We start from the raw sequence: 16683 nt of genomic DNA, 5'->3' as shown, positions 1-16683 counted from the left end.
GCCTCCGCCGCCGCTCCACGGCGGGGGTCGGCATCGGGCACCCCAAAGTTGATCTTAGGCTTGGGCGGGTGACCACTCCGGGAGCGGCGGCGCCGCGGTGCGCGCGGGGACTGTTCCTCGCCGCGGCCTGCACCGCGCTCTCGCTCGCCGGACACACGCTCGGCGGACGCGGTGCGTGCTGCGTCCCGCCCCTCCCGGCGGTGGTCGGGGCCGGCGCCGTGGTCGGCCTGCTGTGCGTGGCGGTCGCGGGCCGGATGATGTCGTTCTGGAAGATCCTGGTCGTCGTGGGCTGGGCGCAGGTGGCCTTCCACGTCGCGTTCACCGCGTTCGCGCCCGGCGGGCCGGGCATGCATCACGGGACGATGCCGCCGCCCGGGATGGCGGCGGGCGGTCTGACCTGGTCGATGCTGGGCGGTCACGCGCTCGCGGCGGTCGCCGCGTCGGTGCTGCTGGCCGGGGCCGAGCGCGCGCTGTGGTGGCTGTGGGACGCGGTGTTCGCCGCCGCCGTGGTCGTCCTGCTGGTGCTCGGCCGTCCGGTCGTCCTCGCGCGGACGCCTCGGATCGCGGCCGTCGACGTCCCCGCTCCCCGGCTCGGCGTGCTGCTCGCCCGGGCGGTGCTGCGGCGCGGTCCGCCGGTGGTGTCGCCGCACGCCGCCTGAGCCCCCCTCGTTGGTCGGTGGGCCGGTCAGGTGTGCCTCGCATGCCCCCACACCACCGGATCACAGGGAACGAATCCCCATGTTCAACCGCAGAACACTCGCGGCCGTCACGGCCGCCGTACTGACCGCGTCCGGATGCGCGGGCACGGGCTCCGGCTCCGGCTCGTCCGGCGCGCTGGACGGCATCCTGTCCTCGCCCGGAAGGACGACCTATCCGTTCAGTGTCGACAACTGTGGACGGAAGGTCACGTTCACGCGTCCGCCGGAGCGGGTGCTGATCCTCAACGGGACGTCCGTGGCCGAGGCGGAGAGCTTCGTCATGCTCGGCCTGCAAGGACGCGTCCTCGCCAACGCCCAGTCGTACGGGGTCTCGGACGACCCGACGATGACCGCGCGCGTCGCGTCCCTGCCGCGGCGCAACCTCACGATGAACCGCAACTTCGAGGTGCCCGCCGAGCAGGCCCTCGCCCTCAAGCCCGACCTGGTCATCTCCACCTGGACGGGCGGCTTCGACCCCAAGCGCGGCCTCGCCACGCGCGAGCAGTTCGCCGCGGCGGGGGCGAACACGCTGGTCAACCCGGTCAACTGCGCGCTCGGCAAGCCGGAGGCCACTCCGCCCGAGAAGAAGGCGTACGCCGGGGTGTCGATCGACTCGTCCCGGACGTTCCTGCTGCTGCTCGGCCGGATCTTCGACGTCCAGTACAAGGCCGTGGACGTGGCACATGACCTGCGGAAACGCGTGGACGCCGTGCGTCGCGCGGTCGCGGGGAAGCCCGCCCGGAAGGTCCTGCTGGCCTATCCCGGCATGGCGATGATGAACGCGAACGGGCTGCCCGCCGTCATGACCGGCCGCATCACCGACGACGTGATCCGCGCGGCGGGCGGCGTCAACGCCTTCGCGGGCCGCGACCGCGACACCACGAGCACCCTGAACAAGGAGCAGCTCGCGTCCGCCCAGGTGGACGTCCTGGTCGTCGGCGTCTTCTCCGCGAAGGAGGACCCGGCCGCCGAGGCCCGCGCCCTGTTCGACGCGTATCCGCAGTGGTCGGCGTCCCGCACCCGGACCTACACGACGGTGTCGGACGGCGCGTTCCTCGGCCCGCTCAACGCCTGGGCCGTCGAGCGCATCGCGAAGGCGGTGCACGGCGTTGGCTGACACCCTCAGAACGAACGCCGCGACCAGGCCGCGCGACGGCGTCCGGCGTCCGCACCTCGTGTCCGGGGCGTGGACGGGCGTGCTCGTCGCCGGGCTCGCGGTCGCGCTCTGCGTCGTGTGCGTGGTCGCGATCTCGCTGGGTTCCGTGAACGTCCCGGTCGGGGCGACGTGGCGGGTGATCGTCGCGCACCTGACCGGGGGCGGCGGCACGGACCCGCTGCACGACCAGGTCATCTGGGACATCCGCACCCCGCGCGTCCTCGTCGCGGCGCTCGTCGGGGCCGGGCTGAGCGCGGCGGGCGTCGCGCTTCAGGCGCTCGTCCGCAACCCGCTCGCCGATCCGTACGTGCTCGGGGTCTCGTCCGGGGCGTCGCTCGGCGCGGTGCTGGTCGCGGCGGTCGGCGCGCCCGCGCTCGGCGGGCTCGGCGTGACGGGCGCGGCGTTCGTCACGGCGCTGGCCAGCGTCCTGCTCGTGTACGTGCTGGCGCAGCGCGGCGGGCGGCTGCTCGACTCGCGGCTCGTCCTGGCCGGGGTCGCCGTCGGCTACCTGTGCCAGGCGGCGACCAGTTACGTCCAGTTGCAGCTGGACCCGTCGGAGTTGCAGAAGCTGATGTTCTGGCTGATGGGGAGCATCGCGGGCGCGACGTGGAACGACCTGCGGCTGCCCGCCGCCGTCATCGCCGCCTGCACCCTCTTCCTGCTCTCGCAGGCCCGGCGGCTGAACGCGCTGCTGGCCGGGGACGACGCCGCGACCTCGCTCGGCGTCCCCGTCCGGACGCTGCGGATCGTCCTGCTCGCGGTCGCGTCGCTGCTCACGGCCACGGCGGTCAGCGTCGTCGGCGGTATCGGGTTCATCGGGCTGATGGTGCCGCACGCGGCCCGGTTCGCCGTCGGGGCCGACCACCGCCGCGTCCTGCCGGTCGCGACGCTGCTCGGCGCGGTGTTCCTGGTCGTGGTGGACCTCGCGACGCGCACCGTGGACCGTCCGAACGAGCTGCCCGTCGGGGTGTTCACGACGGCGATCGGCGTGCCGTTCTTCCTGTGGCTGCTGCGCCGCCGGACGGGAGGGACGGCCTGATGCGCCTCGACCTCTCCGACGTCACCGCCACCGTCGACGGCGCCGACATCGTCACCGGCGTCCGGCTGACCGCCGAGCCCGGCCAGTTCGTCGGCCTCATCGGGCCCAATGGCAGCGGCAAGTCGACGCTGCTGCGCACGGTGTACCGGACGCTCCGTCCGACCACGGGTGTCGTCTCACTCGACGGCGACGACCTGTGGCGGATGCGCCCCCGCACGGCCGCGCTCCGCCGCGCCGCCGTCACCCAGCACGGCGACCCGGGCGGCGAGTTCACCGTGGCCGAGGTCGTCGCCATGGGACGCGGACCGCACCAGGGCCTGCTCGACCGCGAGTCCGAGGCGGACCGCGCCGTCATCGCCGAATCCCTGGAACGGGTCGGCATGGACGGCCGGGCCGACCGCCTGTTCGCGACCCTGTCCGGCGGCGAACGCCAACGCGTCCTTCTGGCCCGCGCGCTGGCCCAGCGCGCGCCGCTGCTCGTCCTGGACGAGCCGACCAACCACCTGGACGTCGGCGCGCAACTCGGCCTGCTCGACCTGGTCCGCTCGCTCGGGCTGACCGTCCTCGCCGCCCTGCACGACCTCGACCACGCCGCCGCCTACTGCGACCACGTCGTCGTCCTGCGCGACGGGCGCGTCCAGGCGTCCGGCCCACCCCTGGAGGTGCTCACACCCGAGTTCATCGGCGAGGTGTTCGGCGTCCGCGCCCACATCGGCCCCCACCCCCTCACCGGCCGTCCGCACATCTCCGTCGCGTCCCCCGCCTGACGGGAGCACGTGGCCTCCGGCTGGACCGGAGGCCACGTGCTCCTTGCGCGCGGTCTCGCGCGAGACTTCGGTGAGCCGGTCACTGCGGCTCCTGGTCTACCCCTGCTTGGACACCATCTTGGCGAGTGGTTTGAGCTCGGGGCAGGCGCTGGCGAGCCCCTCGAAGGCGGCCTTTGCCACCGCCTTCTCGTCGCCGCCCCTCGCGGCGGCGTCGTCGATGATCCGCGCGATCTCCGGTTTCTTGGACTGGTCCTGGACGAGGTCCAGCAGGACCTTCTTGACGTTGGACGGGGTCTTCTCCTTCAACCCCGTCATCGCCTTGACCAATTTTCCGACGTCGTAGCACTTGCGGGCGGTGGTCGGGGACGACGCGGACGCCGACGCGGGCATCAGGAGCGTGCCCGCGCACAGCGCCGCCGCGACCGCGCCGCCGCAGGCGCGAGAGAGTTTCGTGATCATGGCCGCACTCCACCGGACCGGTGGCCCCCCGCTTCGGCGCACCGCCGACGTTGACCATGTCTTGCCCCGGTCCGCGCCGGGACGGTCAGGTCCAGGTCGTTCGCCTGGCGTAGTCCTCGAAGCCGCGGGGTTCCCGGCCCAGCGCGCGCTGGACGCCGTCGCTGAGGTGGGCGCCCTCGTTCTCCGAGATCCAGCCCATGAGCTTGGCCTGGAGGTTCGCGAAGCGGTCGGTCTCGCCGTCGGCGACGAGGCGGCGCACGTACTCGTCCGGCGTGGTCTCCCGGTACCGGACCGGACGTCCCGAAACTTCCGCGATCACCCGCGTGGCCTCCTCGAACGACAGGGCGCGCGGCCCGGAAAGCGCGTAGATCCGCTCGTCGTGCCCGGGTTCGGTCAGCGCCGCGACCGCGACGTCGGCGATGTCCTCGGTATCGACGAACGCCTCCCGTCCGTCGCCCGCCGGAAGGCGCAGTTCACCCGCGCGTATGTCGGCGCGGAACTGGCCCTCGCTGAAGTTCTGGAAGTACCAGGTGGGCCGCAGGATCGTCCATGCGGCTCCGGAGTCCTGGATGACGCGCTCGCGCGGACGGTCCATACCCTCCCCGCCCGCGCGGGCCGAAAGGAACACCAGCCGCCCGGCACCCCGGGACACCGCACGCTGGACGAAGCCCTCCAGCACGTCGATCGGCTGCAACTCCGGCCGGACGACATAGACCGCGCCCATTCCGTCCAGGGCCTCGTCCCAGGTCGCCGGAACGTTCCAGTCGAACGCCGGCGTCCCTCTCCGCGACGCCGCCCGAACACGGACGCCCCGCTCCTCAAGGCGGGCGACCACGCGCCGCCCCGTCTTCCCACCGGCGCCCAGCACCAGAACCTCATCCATGCCGAGGACAACCCGTCCCGCCCCCGGCTCTCTTCCCACGCAACCGGACGAAGTCCGGCGCGATCAGTTCCGGTGCAGGCCGCGAAGCGGTTTCGAGGCCAGGCCCAGGACCCCCGCGCCGCAGACGGCGAGCGCGCACACGCCCGCGGCGATCACGGCGGTCCCGGCGTCCGCGAGGACGCCCAACGCGTTGTTGGCCACCAGCAGGGCCAGGCTCTGAACGAGTGTCAGCAGGGCCTGCACCCTGGACAGATGCGTCGCGGGGACACTCGTCAGCACCAGCGGACCGATATGGCAGGCGAACAGTCCCGAGCCCCCGCCGACCACGACGCCTCCGGCCACGGCCACGCCGGTCACCGGAGCCACGGCCACCACCGCGATCCCCAGCGCCGCGACGCACAGGCCCACCGCCGCGCCGACGCCGATGCGGCTCATCGCTCCCCGCCGCGTGACCGCCAGCGACACCGCGATCATTCCCACGCCCTGACCGGCCGCCACCAGACCGGCCGCGCCCGCGCCCCAGCCGTGCTCCCTGGCGAGCAGCGGGTTCAGCAGCGACACCACCGGCAGGAGGAATCCCGCGGCGGCGGCCGTCAGCAGCAGCGCGGGACGCAGCACGGGATCCTTCACGGCCAGCCGCACGCCGTCGGCCGCCCCCGCCAGGAGGCTCTCGTCGCGTGAGGACCGCTCGACGTCGAAGGCCGGTTTCACGCAGAGGAGCACCACCAGGACGACCGCGAAGGTGCCCGCGTCCACCAGGGCCGCGCCGGGCAGTCCGGCGGACGCGACGAGCACGCCGCCGAGCGGCGCGCCGAGGAGCGTGGCGATCTGGCTGCCCGCCTGTTGCATGCCCAGCGCCCGGGGCAGCTGCTCCTCACCCACCAGGCGGCGGGGCATCGACCCCGTCGCGGGCAGGTAGAACGCGTCGACCACGCCGATCACCGCGGCGACCACGACGAGCAGCCAGGGCCGCGTCCCCCAGTGGGAACTCGCCGCCGCGAGCACGAGCGCGGCCGTGAGCATCACGGCGTCCCCGGCGATCATCACCCGGCGGGCGCCGAACCGGTCGCCGACGGCGCCGCCCAGCAGCAACAAGACGGTGCGCGGAAGGTTGATCGCGGTGAGGACCAGGGCGGCCATCGTCCCGCCGTGGGCGCTGGCGGCCCAGCCGAGCGCGAAGTACATGGCCGCGTCGCCGAGGACGGAGGCCCGGGTTCCGGCGAGCCAGGCGAGATACGGCCGCGGGAGCGCCGCCCGGGCCGAGGTCGCCGCCCGGGCCGAGGTCGCCGCTCTGCCGATGTCGAGTTGGGAAGCCACGCGGGCCGACCCTAGAGGCCGCCTCCGACATCGCCCCCGCCGCGGACGGCCGAAGCGGCGACCGAGGAGTCCTCGATCGCCGCCGGCCGGGCCGGACCGTCCTCACGCGCACCCTCAGAGGCTGCGGGCGGTGATGTCGCCGTTGGGCGTGGTCGCGTGGATCTCCAGGGTGGCGTCGCCGTCGTTCTTGAGGGAGTTGGTGACGCGGCCGTTGGAGGTGCCCGCGTCCAGCGAGGCGGAGACGCCCTTGGCGGCGCCGATCGAGATGTCACCGGTCTGGGTGCTGAGGACGACCTTGCCGCCCGCCGCCTCGGCGATCTTGATGTCGCCCCGGCTGGTGCTGATCTCGGCGGGGCCGCCGAGGCGTCCGACCTCGACGTCGCCGTCCACGGCCGTGAGGCGCAGGGCCGCCACCTCGTCCAGCCTGATCTCGTTGTAGGCGCCGTCGAAGGAGACGTCGCCGAGGCGTCCGGTGGTGGTCAGCCCGGCGCTGGCCGCCTTCGCCTCGACCGTGGACCCGGCGGGCAGCTGGACGGTCACCTCGATGGAGCCGGACGCCCCGAAGTGCTGGTTCCTCACCGGGTTCTCGATCCGCAGGACACCGTCGGCGAACTCGACCGTGGTCTGCTCGGCGGCCTTCACGTCCCGGCCCTTGGAGTCGTTCGCGGGCAGGACCACCACGGTCGTCTCGGCCTGCTCGGCGGCGACGATCCGGATGCGCCCGGCGGGGACAGCGAGAACGGCGGCGATCGGGGCGGTGGTGTCGAACTTCTGCATCGTGCGCTCCTGGGGGATGAGGGCGGCTCCGCACCGCCCGTCGTTTCGAACAATGGAAACGCTACGTTGCTTTCCAAATTTCTGCAAGTCTCTCGTTGCACAAATCAAGCATCTCGGCAGCTCACAGCCTCGAAATCGTTGCAACACTATCGAAAGTAATGCAACGAGCCGTTGCATTGAAATGAGCGTGAACGCTACCCGCCCCGTCCACCTCGCCGCGGTTGCGATAGTCAGATCATCGATATATAAAGATCACATGAGCAAGGCCATGCAAGAGCCGACCTTCCTGATCCTCACCGCACTGGCCGAGGGGGCCCGGCACGGCTACGGGATCATCTCCGACATCGAGCGCATCTCCGCCGGACGGACGCGCATGCGCCCCGGCACCCTGTACGCCGCTCTCGACCGGCTGCAGGCCGAGAAGCTGATCACCTCCGACCGCGAGGAGGTCGTCGACGGCCGGCTGCGCCGCTACTACCGCCTCACCGAGGACGGCGCCGCCGCGCTCGCCGCCGAGGTCGAGGCGCTGCGCCGCCGGACCGAGGTCGCGGCCCGCCGACTGGCCGCCCGTCCGAGCCTCGGCGCCACCGCCTCCGCACTCTTCGCCCCGGTGCTGACCGGGCGTCTTTCAGGGGAACTCCGTTGAGCACACTCGAAGCCCGCTACCGCCGGTTGCTGGCCTGGTACCCGGCCGCCCACCGCGCCACCCACGAGCGGGAGATGCTGGACCTCCTGCTGTCGGCCGCGCGTCCCGGCCAGACCCGTCCGTCCCCGGCCGAGATCGCCGACCTGCTGGCGGGCGCGATCCGGATCAGGCTGCGGCCCGCCGTCAGCGGCGACGGCCCGTCCGCCTGGCCCGCGGCCCTCGCCCTCACCGGGTTCCTCGCGCTGCTCCAGCTCCTGGCCAACGGCGTGCGGTTCGTCATCAACATCCCGACCACGACGTCCCTCGCCAACCAGATGATCGTCCCCTGGTCGACGGCGCACCAGATGACCGTCCTCTACGGCATGGGGCCGTACTGGCTGGCCTGGGCGGGCATCGCCGTCCTGGCCTGGCGCGGCCGGCGCGCCGCCGCCGCCCGCGCCGCCTGCGCGGTCACCGGCGTCCAGATCGTCCTGGCCGCCTACGGGCAGCTCTTCGCGACGCACGCCTTCGGCCCCTTGGCAGCCACCTTGACGGGGCAGTCGCTTCCCCTCGCGCTGCTGGCCACCGCGTCCCTGGTCGCCTCCCCCGGGCCCTTCCACGCCGCTCGCCTGGCCGGACGCGTCCGCGTCACGATCGCGGCGGCGACGGCGGCGGCCCTCGCCGCGGGCTTCTCCTCCGAGGGCTTCGCCCTGCTGTTCGGGTACGCGCCCGTCCCCGGCCACGACCAGCCCACCAGGGTGTTCCTCGACGACTTCACCGCCTGGGAGCAGATGCAGCTGGCGGGGATGTCGGTGGCCGCCGTCCTGGTCTTCGCGGTGCTGGCGCGGACCCGCGAAGGCCGCCGCGCCTGCGCCCTGCTGGCGATCGCCGCCGTGCCCGCCTTGGGCCTCCAGGCCAACGCGTCCTTCGAGACCACGCTGAGCGGCCTGGTCAACGGCAACGGCCACGCCGACCCCTCACTCGCGATCGCCTACGGCCTGATCGGCTTCGCCCTCGCCATGCTCTGCGTCCGCCTCGTAGAACTCCCCACCCAAACCCGAACCACCCGCCAGGAGCACATCCCCGGCTGACCGAACCGGAGATCGAGACCTCAGCGACGGGCCCCGCACACAAAGAGCGGAGCCCGTCGCGCCTGTTCAGAGGCCGAGCTGGCGCGCAGACCGCGAGACGGTCACCCGCCTGTACGGCGGTCCGTCGTCCGGCACCCGGACCGGAATTCCGGACATGGAACCCTGTTGACCAGCGCATCCGTCGCGGCGGGCCTTGTTGGCATGGCGGGCGCTTCTTAGACTCAGGACGAAGCCGGTGTGCTGATCTGCTGAAGGTGGTTGGCCGTGAAGCTTGTCTTGCTGAGTAAGGACAAGGGATCGGGCGGCAACGGCTGTCCCTCGGTCTACCTGGCGGAGTCGGGTGAGCTCGTCGTCCAGGGCGGTGAGGTGGACACCGCCACGCATGCGGAGTTGGACAACGTCCTGCCCGGCGAGACGGCGGTGCGGATCGCGCCGGAGGTGTTGCTCGAGGCGGTCGAGCGGCTGCGGGCCATGGGAGGGACCGGTTAGGTGGGGCGGATCTTCCACTCGCTCGCGGACCCGGAGTTCAACCGGCTGTTCGCCGACTTCCGGTTCACCGCGTACCGGCTGGAGTCGTTGCAGCGGTACGGCGTCTTCTACGAAGAGGACGAGTTCGCGCTGTTCATGGACGGGCAGGAGCGGGGCGAGTTCCCGGGCATCGCGGACTGGATCGAGGGGACGGTGCGTCCCGCCGTCCGCGCGGGCAAGCGCATGCACCGCGTTCATGTGGTGGAGGAACCGCTGTCGGACTACGTCCGGTTCGAATGCGCCTGGTCGTATGAGCACACGGTGGCCGCCGGCGAGGACGTGCGGATCGCCCCGGTCTATCAGGGCGAGTGGCTGGACGGGCTGCCGCACTACGACTACTGGCTGTTCGACTCGCGTCAGCTGGTCACGATGCACTACGAGGACGACGGAACGTTCACCGCCGCCGAGATCGTCGAGGATCCCGAGCAGCTCGTCCTCGCCAACCACTGGCGTGACATGGCCGTCGCGTCGTCCATGCCGTACCGGGAGTTCGCGGCACGGCACGGTGGCCGATTCTCCCCTGGCCGTGCCTGAGAACACCGGCGGCGGGCCGGGCCTGACGGGCAACCGGTACCGCGGGGACGCCAGGACGGCCGTCCAGGTCCACAACCTCCACGGGGACATCCGCCTGGGCCGGGCGTCCTCTGAGCCACCGGCGCCCCGGCAGTTGCCGTTGGACGTCTCGGGGTTCGTCGATCGGGAGGACGACCAGCGAGTACTGGACGAGCTTCTCGCCGCCGGTTCTTCGGGCGGCTCGACCGTCGTGGTGTCCGCGATCGCCGGAGCGCCGGGCGTGGGCAAGACGGCTCTGGCGATCCACTGGGCGCGCCGAAGGCGGGACCGCTTCCCCGACGGTGACCTGTACGTCGACATGCGCGGGTACGGACCGGGCCTGCCGCTGACGGCCGACGACGCGTTAGGCGGGTTCCTGCGGGCGTTGGGCGTTCCCGCAGAGGCCATCCCTGAGGACGTCGGCCAGCGCGCCGCGCTGTACCGGTCGATACTCGATGGCAGAAGCCTGCTGGTCGTCATCGACAACGCGGCGTCCACGGCGGCGGTGCGGCCGTTGCTGCCCGCGTCACCTGGATGCTTCGCGGTGATCACGAGCCGCAGCAGGCTCGCGGGGCTGGCCACCAGGGAGGGAGCGACACGAGTGACACTCGACATCCTGTCTCCCGAGGGAGCGGTGGAGCTGCTCGGCCAGGTGATCGGGCACGACCGTGTGGCCGCGGAACCGGAGGCCGCCCTTCGGCTGGCCGAACTGTGCGGCCACCTCCCGCTCGCGCTCCGCGTCGTCGCGGAACACGCCGCCTCCCGTCCATGCCTGCCGCTGAGCGGCCTGCTCGACGCGCTGAGCGCCGAACTGCACAGACTCGATGCGCTGGCCGACCGCGAGGACGAGCTGAGCGACGTCCGCACGGTGTTCTCCTGGTCCTACCGCACGCTCGATCCGGATCTGCGGCGGACGTTCCGGCTGCTCGGACTGCATCCGGCCCCCGAGTTCGGCATCGGCGCGGCGGCGGCGCTCACGGGCACCGACGAACGCACCACCGCGCGACGGCTGCGGGACCTGACCAGCGCGCACCTACTCCAGGAACCGAAGGACGGCCGCTTCCGCCTGCATGACCTGCTTCGGGCGTACGCCCTCGAACGCACCACGGCGGAGGACGCCCAGCACGTGCGGACCCAGGCCGTCCGGCAGCTCCTGAGCTGGTACCTACACACGACCGACAACGGCCGCAAGGTGATCCTTCCGTACTCGCACGAGATTCCCCTCGTCCCCGCCGAGCAGCTGAGCCTGCCCCGGTTCCCGGACGCGACCCACGCCATGGAGTGGTTCGAGCGAGAGCGTCCGAACCTGCTCGCCGCGATACGCCAAGCGCTTGAGTTCGGGCAGTACGACATCGCCTGGAAGCTGCCGGTCGTCGCGGACGGCTTCTTCGAACTCGGATCCCACCGGGCCGACTGGACGAGGATCCACCAACACGGCCTGGAGGCGGCACAAGCCCTGGGTGACGCGCTCGGCGAGGCGTCCAACCTGATCTGCCTCGGCGACGCCGCGTGGTGCGGAGGCCGGCACGAGGAAGCCGTCGAGTACTACCACCGCACCCTCGACATCGCGCGCGACCTCGGCGACACCTGGCTGGAAGGTTTCACCCTGCGCGGACTCGGCCTCATCCACGAGGAACGAGACGAACGCGAGGGCGCGAACACCCTGTTCCGCAGCGCCCTGGACGTCTTCCGAGAAGCCGGATGGCGTCGGGGAGAAGGGATGGCCCTGCTCAGCCTCAGCAGGAGCGCACTCGCCCAAGGCGGCATCGAGCACGCCGTCACCCTGGGCGAACAAGCCACAGGAATCTTCGAAGCGCTGCCGGACGAGTGGAGCACGGCCTGGACCGCCCTCACCCTCGGACCGGCACTGCGGCGACTGGGCCACACCGCCGAGGCGGAGGCCCGCCTCAACCGGGCCATCGACACCTTCGTCCGCTTCAGCGACCAGCAGAGCCAGGCGATGGCGTGGGAAGCACATGCCGAGGTGCTCGAAGCGGTGGGCAACCACTCAGACGCGCGACAAAGCTGGGCCAAAGCCGCTGAGCTGTACGAGCTCCTACGAAACGACAAAGCAACCGAACTATACGAACGCGCCGCCCATCCGCCATTGCCGCCTGAACATTGACGCCAGCGCCACAGAAGGACCAGCAAAACGCGCGACGGGGTCAGTGGCAGTCTTGTTCGGCGACCACCAGGTACAGGCCGATGTAGTGGGACGCGTCGAGCGTCCAGAAGCCCCAGGTCACGCCCTGTCCGAGGCGGAGTTCGTAGAGTGCCCTTCCTAGGCGGGTCTCGTCCGGAGGGTCCTGCGCGCCGGAGACCTTCGTCTTCAGGCCGTCCCACTGCCGAGACAGCCAGGCGACACCGTCGTCCGGCGTCCGCGCCACGTGGTCGATGAGCCGCGCGGGCTTCCGAAGCCATTCCTGGACGACCAGCGGCGCAAGCTGAGAGGCCGGATCCCGCCGCTCGGCATCATTCCGATACTGCTCAGCACTCGCCCTCCACAGATGGCAATGCCAGTGGACGCCCCTGGCCGACCACGCCGTCGGCTCGCCCTTCCAGTAGTCATAGTCAAACGCCCCCGCCTCCACACCCACCCCCTCCGTAGTGCCGGGCCCCAGTGGGGGCCCGGCACCCCAGTGCGGTCAGACGGCGCAGCTCACCGCCGTGACGGACTCGCCCGGAACGTCGAACTCGCCCTTCTTCACGCCCGAGACGAAGTCCGCCCACTCCCGATGGTCGAAGATGGACGTCCCGCCCTTCTCGTCGGTGACCACGACCGCCTCGCGCACAATGGCGACGTTCACACACCCGTCACTGCACGGACCGCCACACAGACTGGACTTGATGAACACCCGCGTCTCCCTTCACCGAAGGCACCGGAAACTCACGGTGGAAACGCTATTGTCAGCCACTCGGCCCGAGCCAGATGTTTTCATCATTTTTCAGCGACGCGGGCACGCGCCAGCTCGATCTGGCGACGGACGGCGGCCCCGTAGACGGCAGATGCGCGGAGCAGCTCAAAAATGCGAACATATTCCGCTATCTCATGAGGACGATCCGTCCGATATTCGACCGTCCACATCTCAGAGCGAACGAGCCTGTCGTCGAAGATGTAAAATCCCTCACCGGCCCAGATCCGTCGAGGTGCGCCCGCTGGGATGACGCCGAACGAGACGTGCGGAAGCCGGGTGACCTCAGCGAGGAAGTCGAACTGGCGCGTCATGACCGTCTCATCGGCTATCGCGAGCTGGAGGGCCGAGCCTTCGAGGACGATGGAGAAGGTGTTCTTGCCGTTGGGGCGCGTGAGCAGTCCTTGACGGCGAAGGCGCGTCTCGGCCGCCTCCTCCGCGTCCTCGCCTCCGGAGAGGTCATGGACCTCGGAGACCAGGTCCATGAGAGCGTGAACGTACCCGGAACACTGCAGGATGCCGGGCAGGCGTGACGCCTCATAGATCCGGACGAGCCGCGTCCGCTCGTACAGGTCCCCCTCCCCTTGGACATGCTTGAGCCCTGCTTTCAGCGCCTCGCGGTGTTCCTGCCACATCTGGAGGACCTCGCGCCGGATCGCGATCATCTCGGGGATGTGGCGGGCCACTCCGCACGCGGTCATCCAGCTCCGGATCTCGGCCTCGTTCGGGTCCAGATGGCCGTGCTCGATACGCGAGATCTTGGTGTTGTGGATTCCTGTGACCTCGGAGAGCCCGCGACCGGAGAACCCGGCGTCGAGGCGGAAGCCCCTGAGGCGGATACCGAACGCCTTGCGCGTGTTCTTCGCTTCCTCGGACAACGGCGCTCTAGACGGGCCGATAGTCCTGGTGCGGGATCGCGCGCGCCCAGGCGGCTTCGAAGGCCCCGAGGCAGGACTTCACCTGGCCGGGATCGTCGGCGAACTGGATCTCGGCGCACTGGTTCGCCCCGTCCAGGACGTTGAACATGAGCGTGGCCTCGTCCAGGACGAACATGTCGTTCCCGGGCAGCAGGAGTGTCGAGGCGAAGCGGCGGGGAAGCCATCGAATGTCCTCACCAGCGTCCACGGCCGCATCCTGGATGTCGAAGATGAAGCGCTGGTACTCGGACAGGGGTTCGGACACCACCCTGATCCGGCGAGTGCGCTGGCCGCGCGCGAAGTCCACGCGCACGTCGTCCGCCCACTGGTCGATGAACGATGCGACGGCCGCGCTGCCCGACCCGCGCCAGGCGGCGAGCAGCGCCTGGTCGACACCGTAGTCATCCCGAAGTTCGAGCTTGAGAACCCGAACTGCGGCGTCAATCAGCTCGTTGCGCCGCTCCATCGAGATCGAGTCCATATCTCTCCTTCACGTATCGGCGCACCAGATGGTCCAACAGCCGTTCCGGAATCTCCACGTAGGACTCGGAGGGCTTGAGGCCGACGAGCTGTTCCTCCACCTCGGGCCTCATGCGATCACCCTGAACCACCCAGGACGCGCGATCCGTGCGGTAGAAGATCGCGCAATCCTGCTTGGTGACGCTCGTTGACACCCGCACACCCGGCTTCTTTCACAGAAGGAGCCAGCACGGATTGTGCTGGCTCCTTCCTTCGGTCAGAGGCCGGATCGGGTGTGGAGGTGGGTGAGGCGGTGGGCGAGGGCGTCGGGGGTGGGGGCTTCGATGAGGCGGCCCAGGCCGGGGGCGGGCACGTAGGCCCACCAGCTGAACGTGAAGACGCCCCACCAGAAGTGGACGCCCGGGAAGCGCGTGCGCAGACGCTCGACGGGGCTGGGGAGCCGCCCGTCCGGGACGTCCCTCCTCGGGATGTGCGGGACGTCGCCGGACGGGCGGGGTGGAACGGGGGGCGGGGGCGCGGACGGTGCGAGTGGGGGCACGCCCACCGGCCACACCCCCTCCCCCCAGCGGGCCGCGCTGTGGCTGTGGGGCGGGGTCACCAGGAGCCTCCCAACTTCCTGTTCCCCCACCCGTGCGCGCGCAGCGCGGCCCGCAGCTCGGTGGCGGTATCGGCGTCGAACGCGTCCTTCTCGTGCAGTTCGTCCATGGCCAGCGGTCCCCTTAGTGCCCACCAACGTCCCTTATCGCTGACGATGAATCGCCACGCCGGGAAATCCTCTTCAAGGGCGGCAAGAGCCACACAGTCGGGGATGCGCCGCATGTCCATATCGGGAGAACCTTCGCGTTTGAGAGCCGATTTGAATTTCGTGTGAACACCATCACAGTCACGGGGTTACTCTCGGAAGGGCATGAGCAAGACCGTCGCCTGACCAGCCCCCGGTGCAGGCGAGATCCAAGGTGACCGGCGCGTCCGGTCACGCTCCCCGGGAGGGTCGAATGTCGGACGTCCTCAACCCCGCCTGCGTGTTCTTCGGCCGCGAACTTCAGCGCAAGCGCGCCGCTCTCGAGCTCACCCAGGAAGAGCTCGCGTCGAAACTCGGATGCACCCCTGGCTGGGTCTCAAAAATGGAGAGCGGAAAGAAGATCTCGAAGGACAGCGCCGACGACCTCGACACGTTCTTCAAGACGGACGGCATCTTCTTCCGGATGTGGGAGCTCTCGAAGGAGATCGAGCTCCACGCCGCCGTCCCCCCGGGCTACCCCGAGTACCTGACCCGCGAGAAGGCGGCGACGTCCGTCCGGAAATTCGACGGATACCTCGTTCCCGGGCTCCTGCAGACGGAGGCCTACGCAAGCGCCGTTCTGAGCGCGAACGAGTTCCCTGACATGGCCGATCGCCTGCTGGCCGAGCGTCTTACGCGGCAGGAGATCTTCACCAAGCCGAACGCTCCCCACTGCTTCTTCGCCATCGACGAAGTGGCGCTGAGGAGGCGCGTGGGGAACGCGGAGATCATGCGTGCGCAGTACGAGGCTTTGCTGCGCGCCAGCGAACTCCCGAACGTCACCATCGTGGTCATTCCCGAGAACACGGGCTACTACCCGGGTCTCGCGGGCAGCTTCACCGTCCTCGGCATGGAGGACGGCTCCCACATGGCCTACACGGAGTCGGCTGGAGCTGGCATGCTGATCGGTGAGCGTGCGCGCGTCGCCAAGTACCTGCTGAGGTACGAGACGCTCGTGGGTTACGCCCTTCCGGTTACGGAGTCCCTGGCTCTGATCAGGAAACTCATGGAGGAACTGTGAACCTGCCGGATCTGACCATGACGCAATGGCGCAAGAGCAGTCACAGCGCGCACGAAGGCGGCGATTGCATCGAGGTCGCGGCCACGACGGATGTCGTCGGCGTGCGCGACTCCAAGGATGCCGACGGCCCCCGGCTCGTCCTTACCACTGCGAACTGGCAGGCCCTCACACGCCAGATCAAGAACATCGCATGACCGCCCAAGCGCACTGGCGCAAGAGCAGCCACAGTGGTCACGAAGGCGGCGACTGTGTGGAAGTGGCGGACCTGACGAAGGTCGCAGGAGTACGCGACTCCAAGGGCTCGGGGCACTGGCGCAAGTCAAGCCATAGCGCGCACGAGGGCGGCCAGTGCGTGGAGGTCGCTGGCCTAGGGCCTGTCCGGTGGATCATGTGTTGATCCAGAGGAGTGTGCTGACCAGGGTGAGTGCTGCCTGGTAGTTGCGGGCGAGTTTGTCGTAGCGGGTGGCGATGCCTCGCCATTGCTTGAGTCGGCCGATGCAGCGTTCGACGACGTTGCGGCGCCGGTAGAGGGCCGGGTCGAAGGTGGGTGGGCGTCCGCCGCGGGTGCCTTGCCGGGCCCGTCCGGCCTGTTGGTCGGCGCGCTCAGGAATCGTGGCGGCGATCCCCCGGCCGCGCAGGTGGCGGCGGATCGCGCGCGAGGAGTACGCCTTGTCACCGGT

At 70.3% G+C, this 16683-nt stretch carries 23 protein-coding genes; 12 read left to right on the top strand and 11 right to left on the bottom strand.

The window, feature by feature from the left end; genetic code table 11:
- Positions 1 to 68: 68 nt before the first annotated feature.
- The 4 genes from P696_RS0122120 (at position 69) to P696_RS0122105 (ending at position 3660) form a co-directional block, all read left to right on the top strand.
- The gene (locus tag P696_RS0122120) at positions 69 to 659 is read left to right on the top strand and encodes a hypothetical protein (RefSeq protein ID WP_026414046.1); all 591 of its coding nucleotides are present in this window, start codon (positions 69 to 71) and stop codon (positions 657 to 659) included.
- Between the two features lie 79 nt (positions 660 to 738).
- A complete protein-coding gene (locus P696_RS47265; RefSeq protein WP_034486277.1) occupies positions 739 to 1815 on the top strand; it encodes an ABC transporter substrate-binding protein in 1077 nt (358 codons plus the stop codon).
- Entirely contained in the window at positions 1808 to 2893 is a 1086-nt protein-coding gene (locus tag P696_RS0122110) for a FecCD family ABC transporter permease (RefSeq protein ID WP_245627766.1), read from the top strand. The genes P696_RS47265 and P696_RS0122110 overlap by 8 nt, the downstream gene beginning before the upstream one ends.
- A complete protein-coding gene (locus P696_RS0122105) occupies positions 2893 to 3660 on the top strand; it encodes an ABC transporter ATP-binding protein (protein WP_026414044.1) in 768 nt (255 codons plus the stop codon). The genes P696_RS0122110 and P696_RS0122105 overlap by 1 nt, the downstream gene beginning before the upstream one ends.
- 96 nt (positions 3661 to 3756) lie before the next feature.
- On the opposite strand, the gene P696_RS0122100 is transcribed toward P696_RS0122105, so the two are convergent.
- The 4 genes from P696_RS0122100 to P696_RS0122085 all read right to left on the bottom strand — a co-directional run bounded on the left by P696_RS0122100 (position 3757) and on the right by P696_RS0122085 (position 7096).
- Positions 3757 to 4119, bottom strand: coding sequence for a hypothetical protein (locus P696_RS0122100; RefSeq protein WP_026414043.1), 363 nt, complete (start codon positions 4117 to 4119; stop codon positions 3757 to 3759).
- A gap of 85 nt (positions 4120 to 4204) precedes the next feature.
- On the bottom strand, positions 4205 to 5002 hold the full coding sequence (locus P696_RS0122095; RefSeq protein WP_034486276.1) for a Rossmann-fold NAD(P)-binding domain-containing protein: 798 nt from the start codon (positions 5000 to 5002) through the stop codon (positions 4205 to 4207).
- A gap of 63 nt (positions 5003 to 5065) precedes the next feature.
- Entirely contained in the window at positions 5066 to 6319 is a 1254-nt protein-coding gene (locus tag P696_RS47260) for an MFS transporter (protein ID WP_084337959.1), read from the bottom strand.
- 114 nt (positions 6320 to 6433) lie between these two features.
- A complete protein-coding gene (locus P696_RS0122085) occupies positions 6434 to 7096 on the bottom strand; it encodes a DUF4097 family beta strand repeat-containing protein (protein WP_026414041.1) in 663 nt (220 codons plus the stop codon).
- 256 nt (positions 7097 to 7352) lie between these two features.
- Between P696_RS0122085 and P696_RS47255 the strand changes: the two genes are divergently transcribed.
- The 5 genes from P696_RS47255 to P696_RS0122060 all read left to right on the top strand — a co-directional run bounded on the left by P696_RS47255 (position 7353) and on the right by P696_RS0122060 (position 12017).
- Positions 7353 to 7742, top strand: coding sequence for a PadR family transcriptional regulator (locus P696_RS47255; protein ID WP_245627765.1), 390 nt, complete (start codon positions 7353 to 7355; stop codon positions 7740 to 7742).
- On the top strand, positions 7739 to 8812 hold the full coding sequence (locus tag P696_RS0122075) for a hypothetical protein (protein ID WP_157429852.1): 1074 nt from the start codon (positions 7739 to 7741) through the stop codon (positions 8810 to 8812). Before P696_RS47255 ends, P696_RS0122075 begins: the two co-directional genes overlap by 4 nt.
- Positions 8813 to 9076: 264 nt before the next feature.
- Complete coding sequence (locus P696_RS0122070) at positions 9077 to 9301, top strand: hypothetical protein (protein WP_026414039.1); 225 nt, start codon at positions 9077 to 9079, stop codon at positions 9299 to 9301.
- Positions 9302 to 9874 carry a DUF6879 family protein gene (locus tag P696_RS0122065; protein ID WP_026414038.1) on the top strand — a complete coding sequence of 191 codons (573 nt, stop codon included), beginning with the start codon at positions 9302 to 9304 and terminating at the stop codon, positions 9872 to 9874.
- The gene (locus P696_RS0122060) at positions 9867 to 12017 is read left to right on the top strand and encodes an ATP-binding protein (protein WP_211245827.1); all 2151 of its coding nucleotides are present in this window, start codon (positions 9867 to 9869) and stop codon (positions 12015 to 12017) included. Before P696_RS0122065 ends, P696_RS0122060 begins: the two co-directional genes overlap by 8 nt.
- A 40-nt stretch (positions 12018 to 12057) precedes the next feature.
- Here P696_RS0122060 and P696_RS0122055 read toward each other — a convergent pair whose 3' ends face one another.
- From P696_RS0122055 to P696_RS47245, 6 genes are all read right to left on the bottom strand, one after another.
- The gene (locus P696_RS0122055; RefSeq protein ID WP_026414036.1) at positions 12058 to 12483 is read right to left on the bottom strand and encodes a hypothetical protein; all 426 of its coding nucleotides are present in this window, start codon (positions 12481 to 12483) and stop codon (positions 12058 to 12060) included.
- A 54-nt stretch (positions 12484 to 12537) separates the two neighbouring features.
- Positions 12538 to 12747, bottom strand: coding sequence for a DUF397 domain-containing protein (locus tag P696_RS54720; RefSeq protein WP_084337957.1), 210 nt, complete (start codon positions 12745 to 12747; stop codon positions 12538 to 12540).
- 83 nt (positions 12748 to 12830) lie between these two features.
- Entirely contained in the window at positions 12831 to 13682 is an 852-nt protein-coding gene (locus P696_RS52785; protein ID WP_051467994.1) for a helix-turn-helix domain-containing protein, read from the bottom strand.
- 7 nt (positions 13683 to 13689) lie between these two features.
- Positions 13690 to 14202 (bottom strand): DUF6879 family protein, encoded by a 513-nt coding sequence (locus P696_RS0122040; RefSeq protein WP_026414035.1) that lies wholly within the window; start codon positions 14200 to 14202, stop codon positions 13690 to 13692.
- Positions 14162 to 14401: a hypothetical protein gene (locus tag P696_RS56140; protein WP_157429850.1), complete on the bottom strand. Its 240-nt coding sequence runs from the start codon at positions 14399 to 14401 to the stop codon at positions 14162 to 14164. Before P696_RS56140 ends, P696_RS0122040 begins: the two co-directional genes overlap by 41 nt.
- Before the next feature lie 56 nt (positions 14402 to 14457).
- Positions 14458 to 14745, bottom strand: coding sequence for a hypothetical protein (locus P696_RS47245; RefSeq protein ID WP_157429849.1), 288 nt, complete (start codon positions 14743 to 14745; stop codon positions 14458 to 14460).
- A gap of 451 nt (positions 14746 to 15196) precedes the next feature.
- Here P696_RS47245 and P696_RS0122025 point away from each other — a divergent pair, with 451 nt between their 5' ends.
- From P696_RS0122025 to P696_RS59095, 3 genes are read left to right on the top strand one after another with little or no spacing between them, the layout of a single operon-like run.
- Positions 15197 to 16003 (top strand): helix-turn-helix domain-containing protein, encoded by an 807-nt coding sequence (locus tag P696_RS0122025; RefSeq protein WP_026414034.1) that lies wholly within the window; start codon positions 15197 to 15199, stop codon positions 16001 to 16003.
- A complete protein-coding gene (locus P696_RS0122020; protein ID WP_026414033.1) occupies positions 16000 to 16197 on the top strand; it encodes a DUF397 domain-containing protein in 198 nt (65 codons plus the stop codon). The genes P696_RS0122025 and P696_RS0122020 overlap by 4 nt, the downstream gene beginning before the upstream one ends.
- The gene (locus P696_RS59095; protein WP_084337955.1) at positions 16194 to 16400 is read left to right on the top strand and encodes a DUF397 domain-containing protein; all 207 of its coding nucleotides are present in this window, start codon (positions 16194 to 16196) and stop codon (positions 16398 to 16400) included. The genes P696_RS0122020 and P696_RS59095 overlap by 4 nt, the downstream gene beginning before the upstream one ends.
- Here the strand turns inward: P696_RS59095 and P696_RS0122015 are convergent.
- The coding region (locus tag P696_RS0122015; RefSeq protein ID WP_026412871.1) for an IS5/IS1182 family transposase at positions 16390 to 16683 on the bottom strand (294 nt) is incomplete at its 5' end. The genes P696_RS59095 and P696_RS0122015 overlap by 11 nt on opposite strands.

Source organism: Actinomadura oligospora ATCC 43269, from assembly GCF_000518265.1.
GTDB classification, from domain to species: Bacteria; Actinomycetota; Actinomycetes; order Streptosporangiales; family Streptosporangiaceae; genus Spirillospora; species Spirillospora oligospora.
This window is presented reverse-complemented; position numbering and strand designations above follow the sequence as displayed.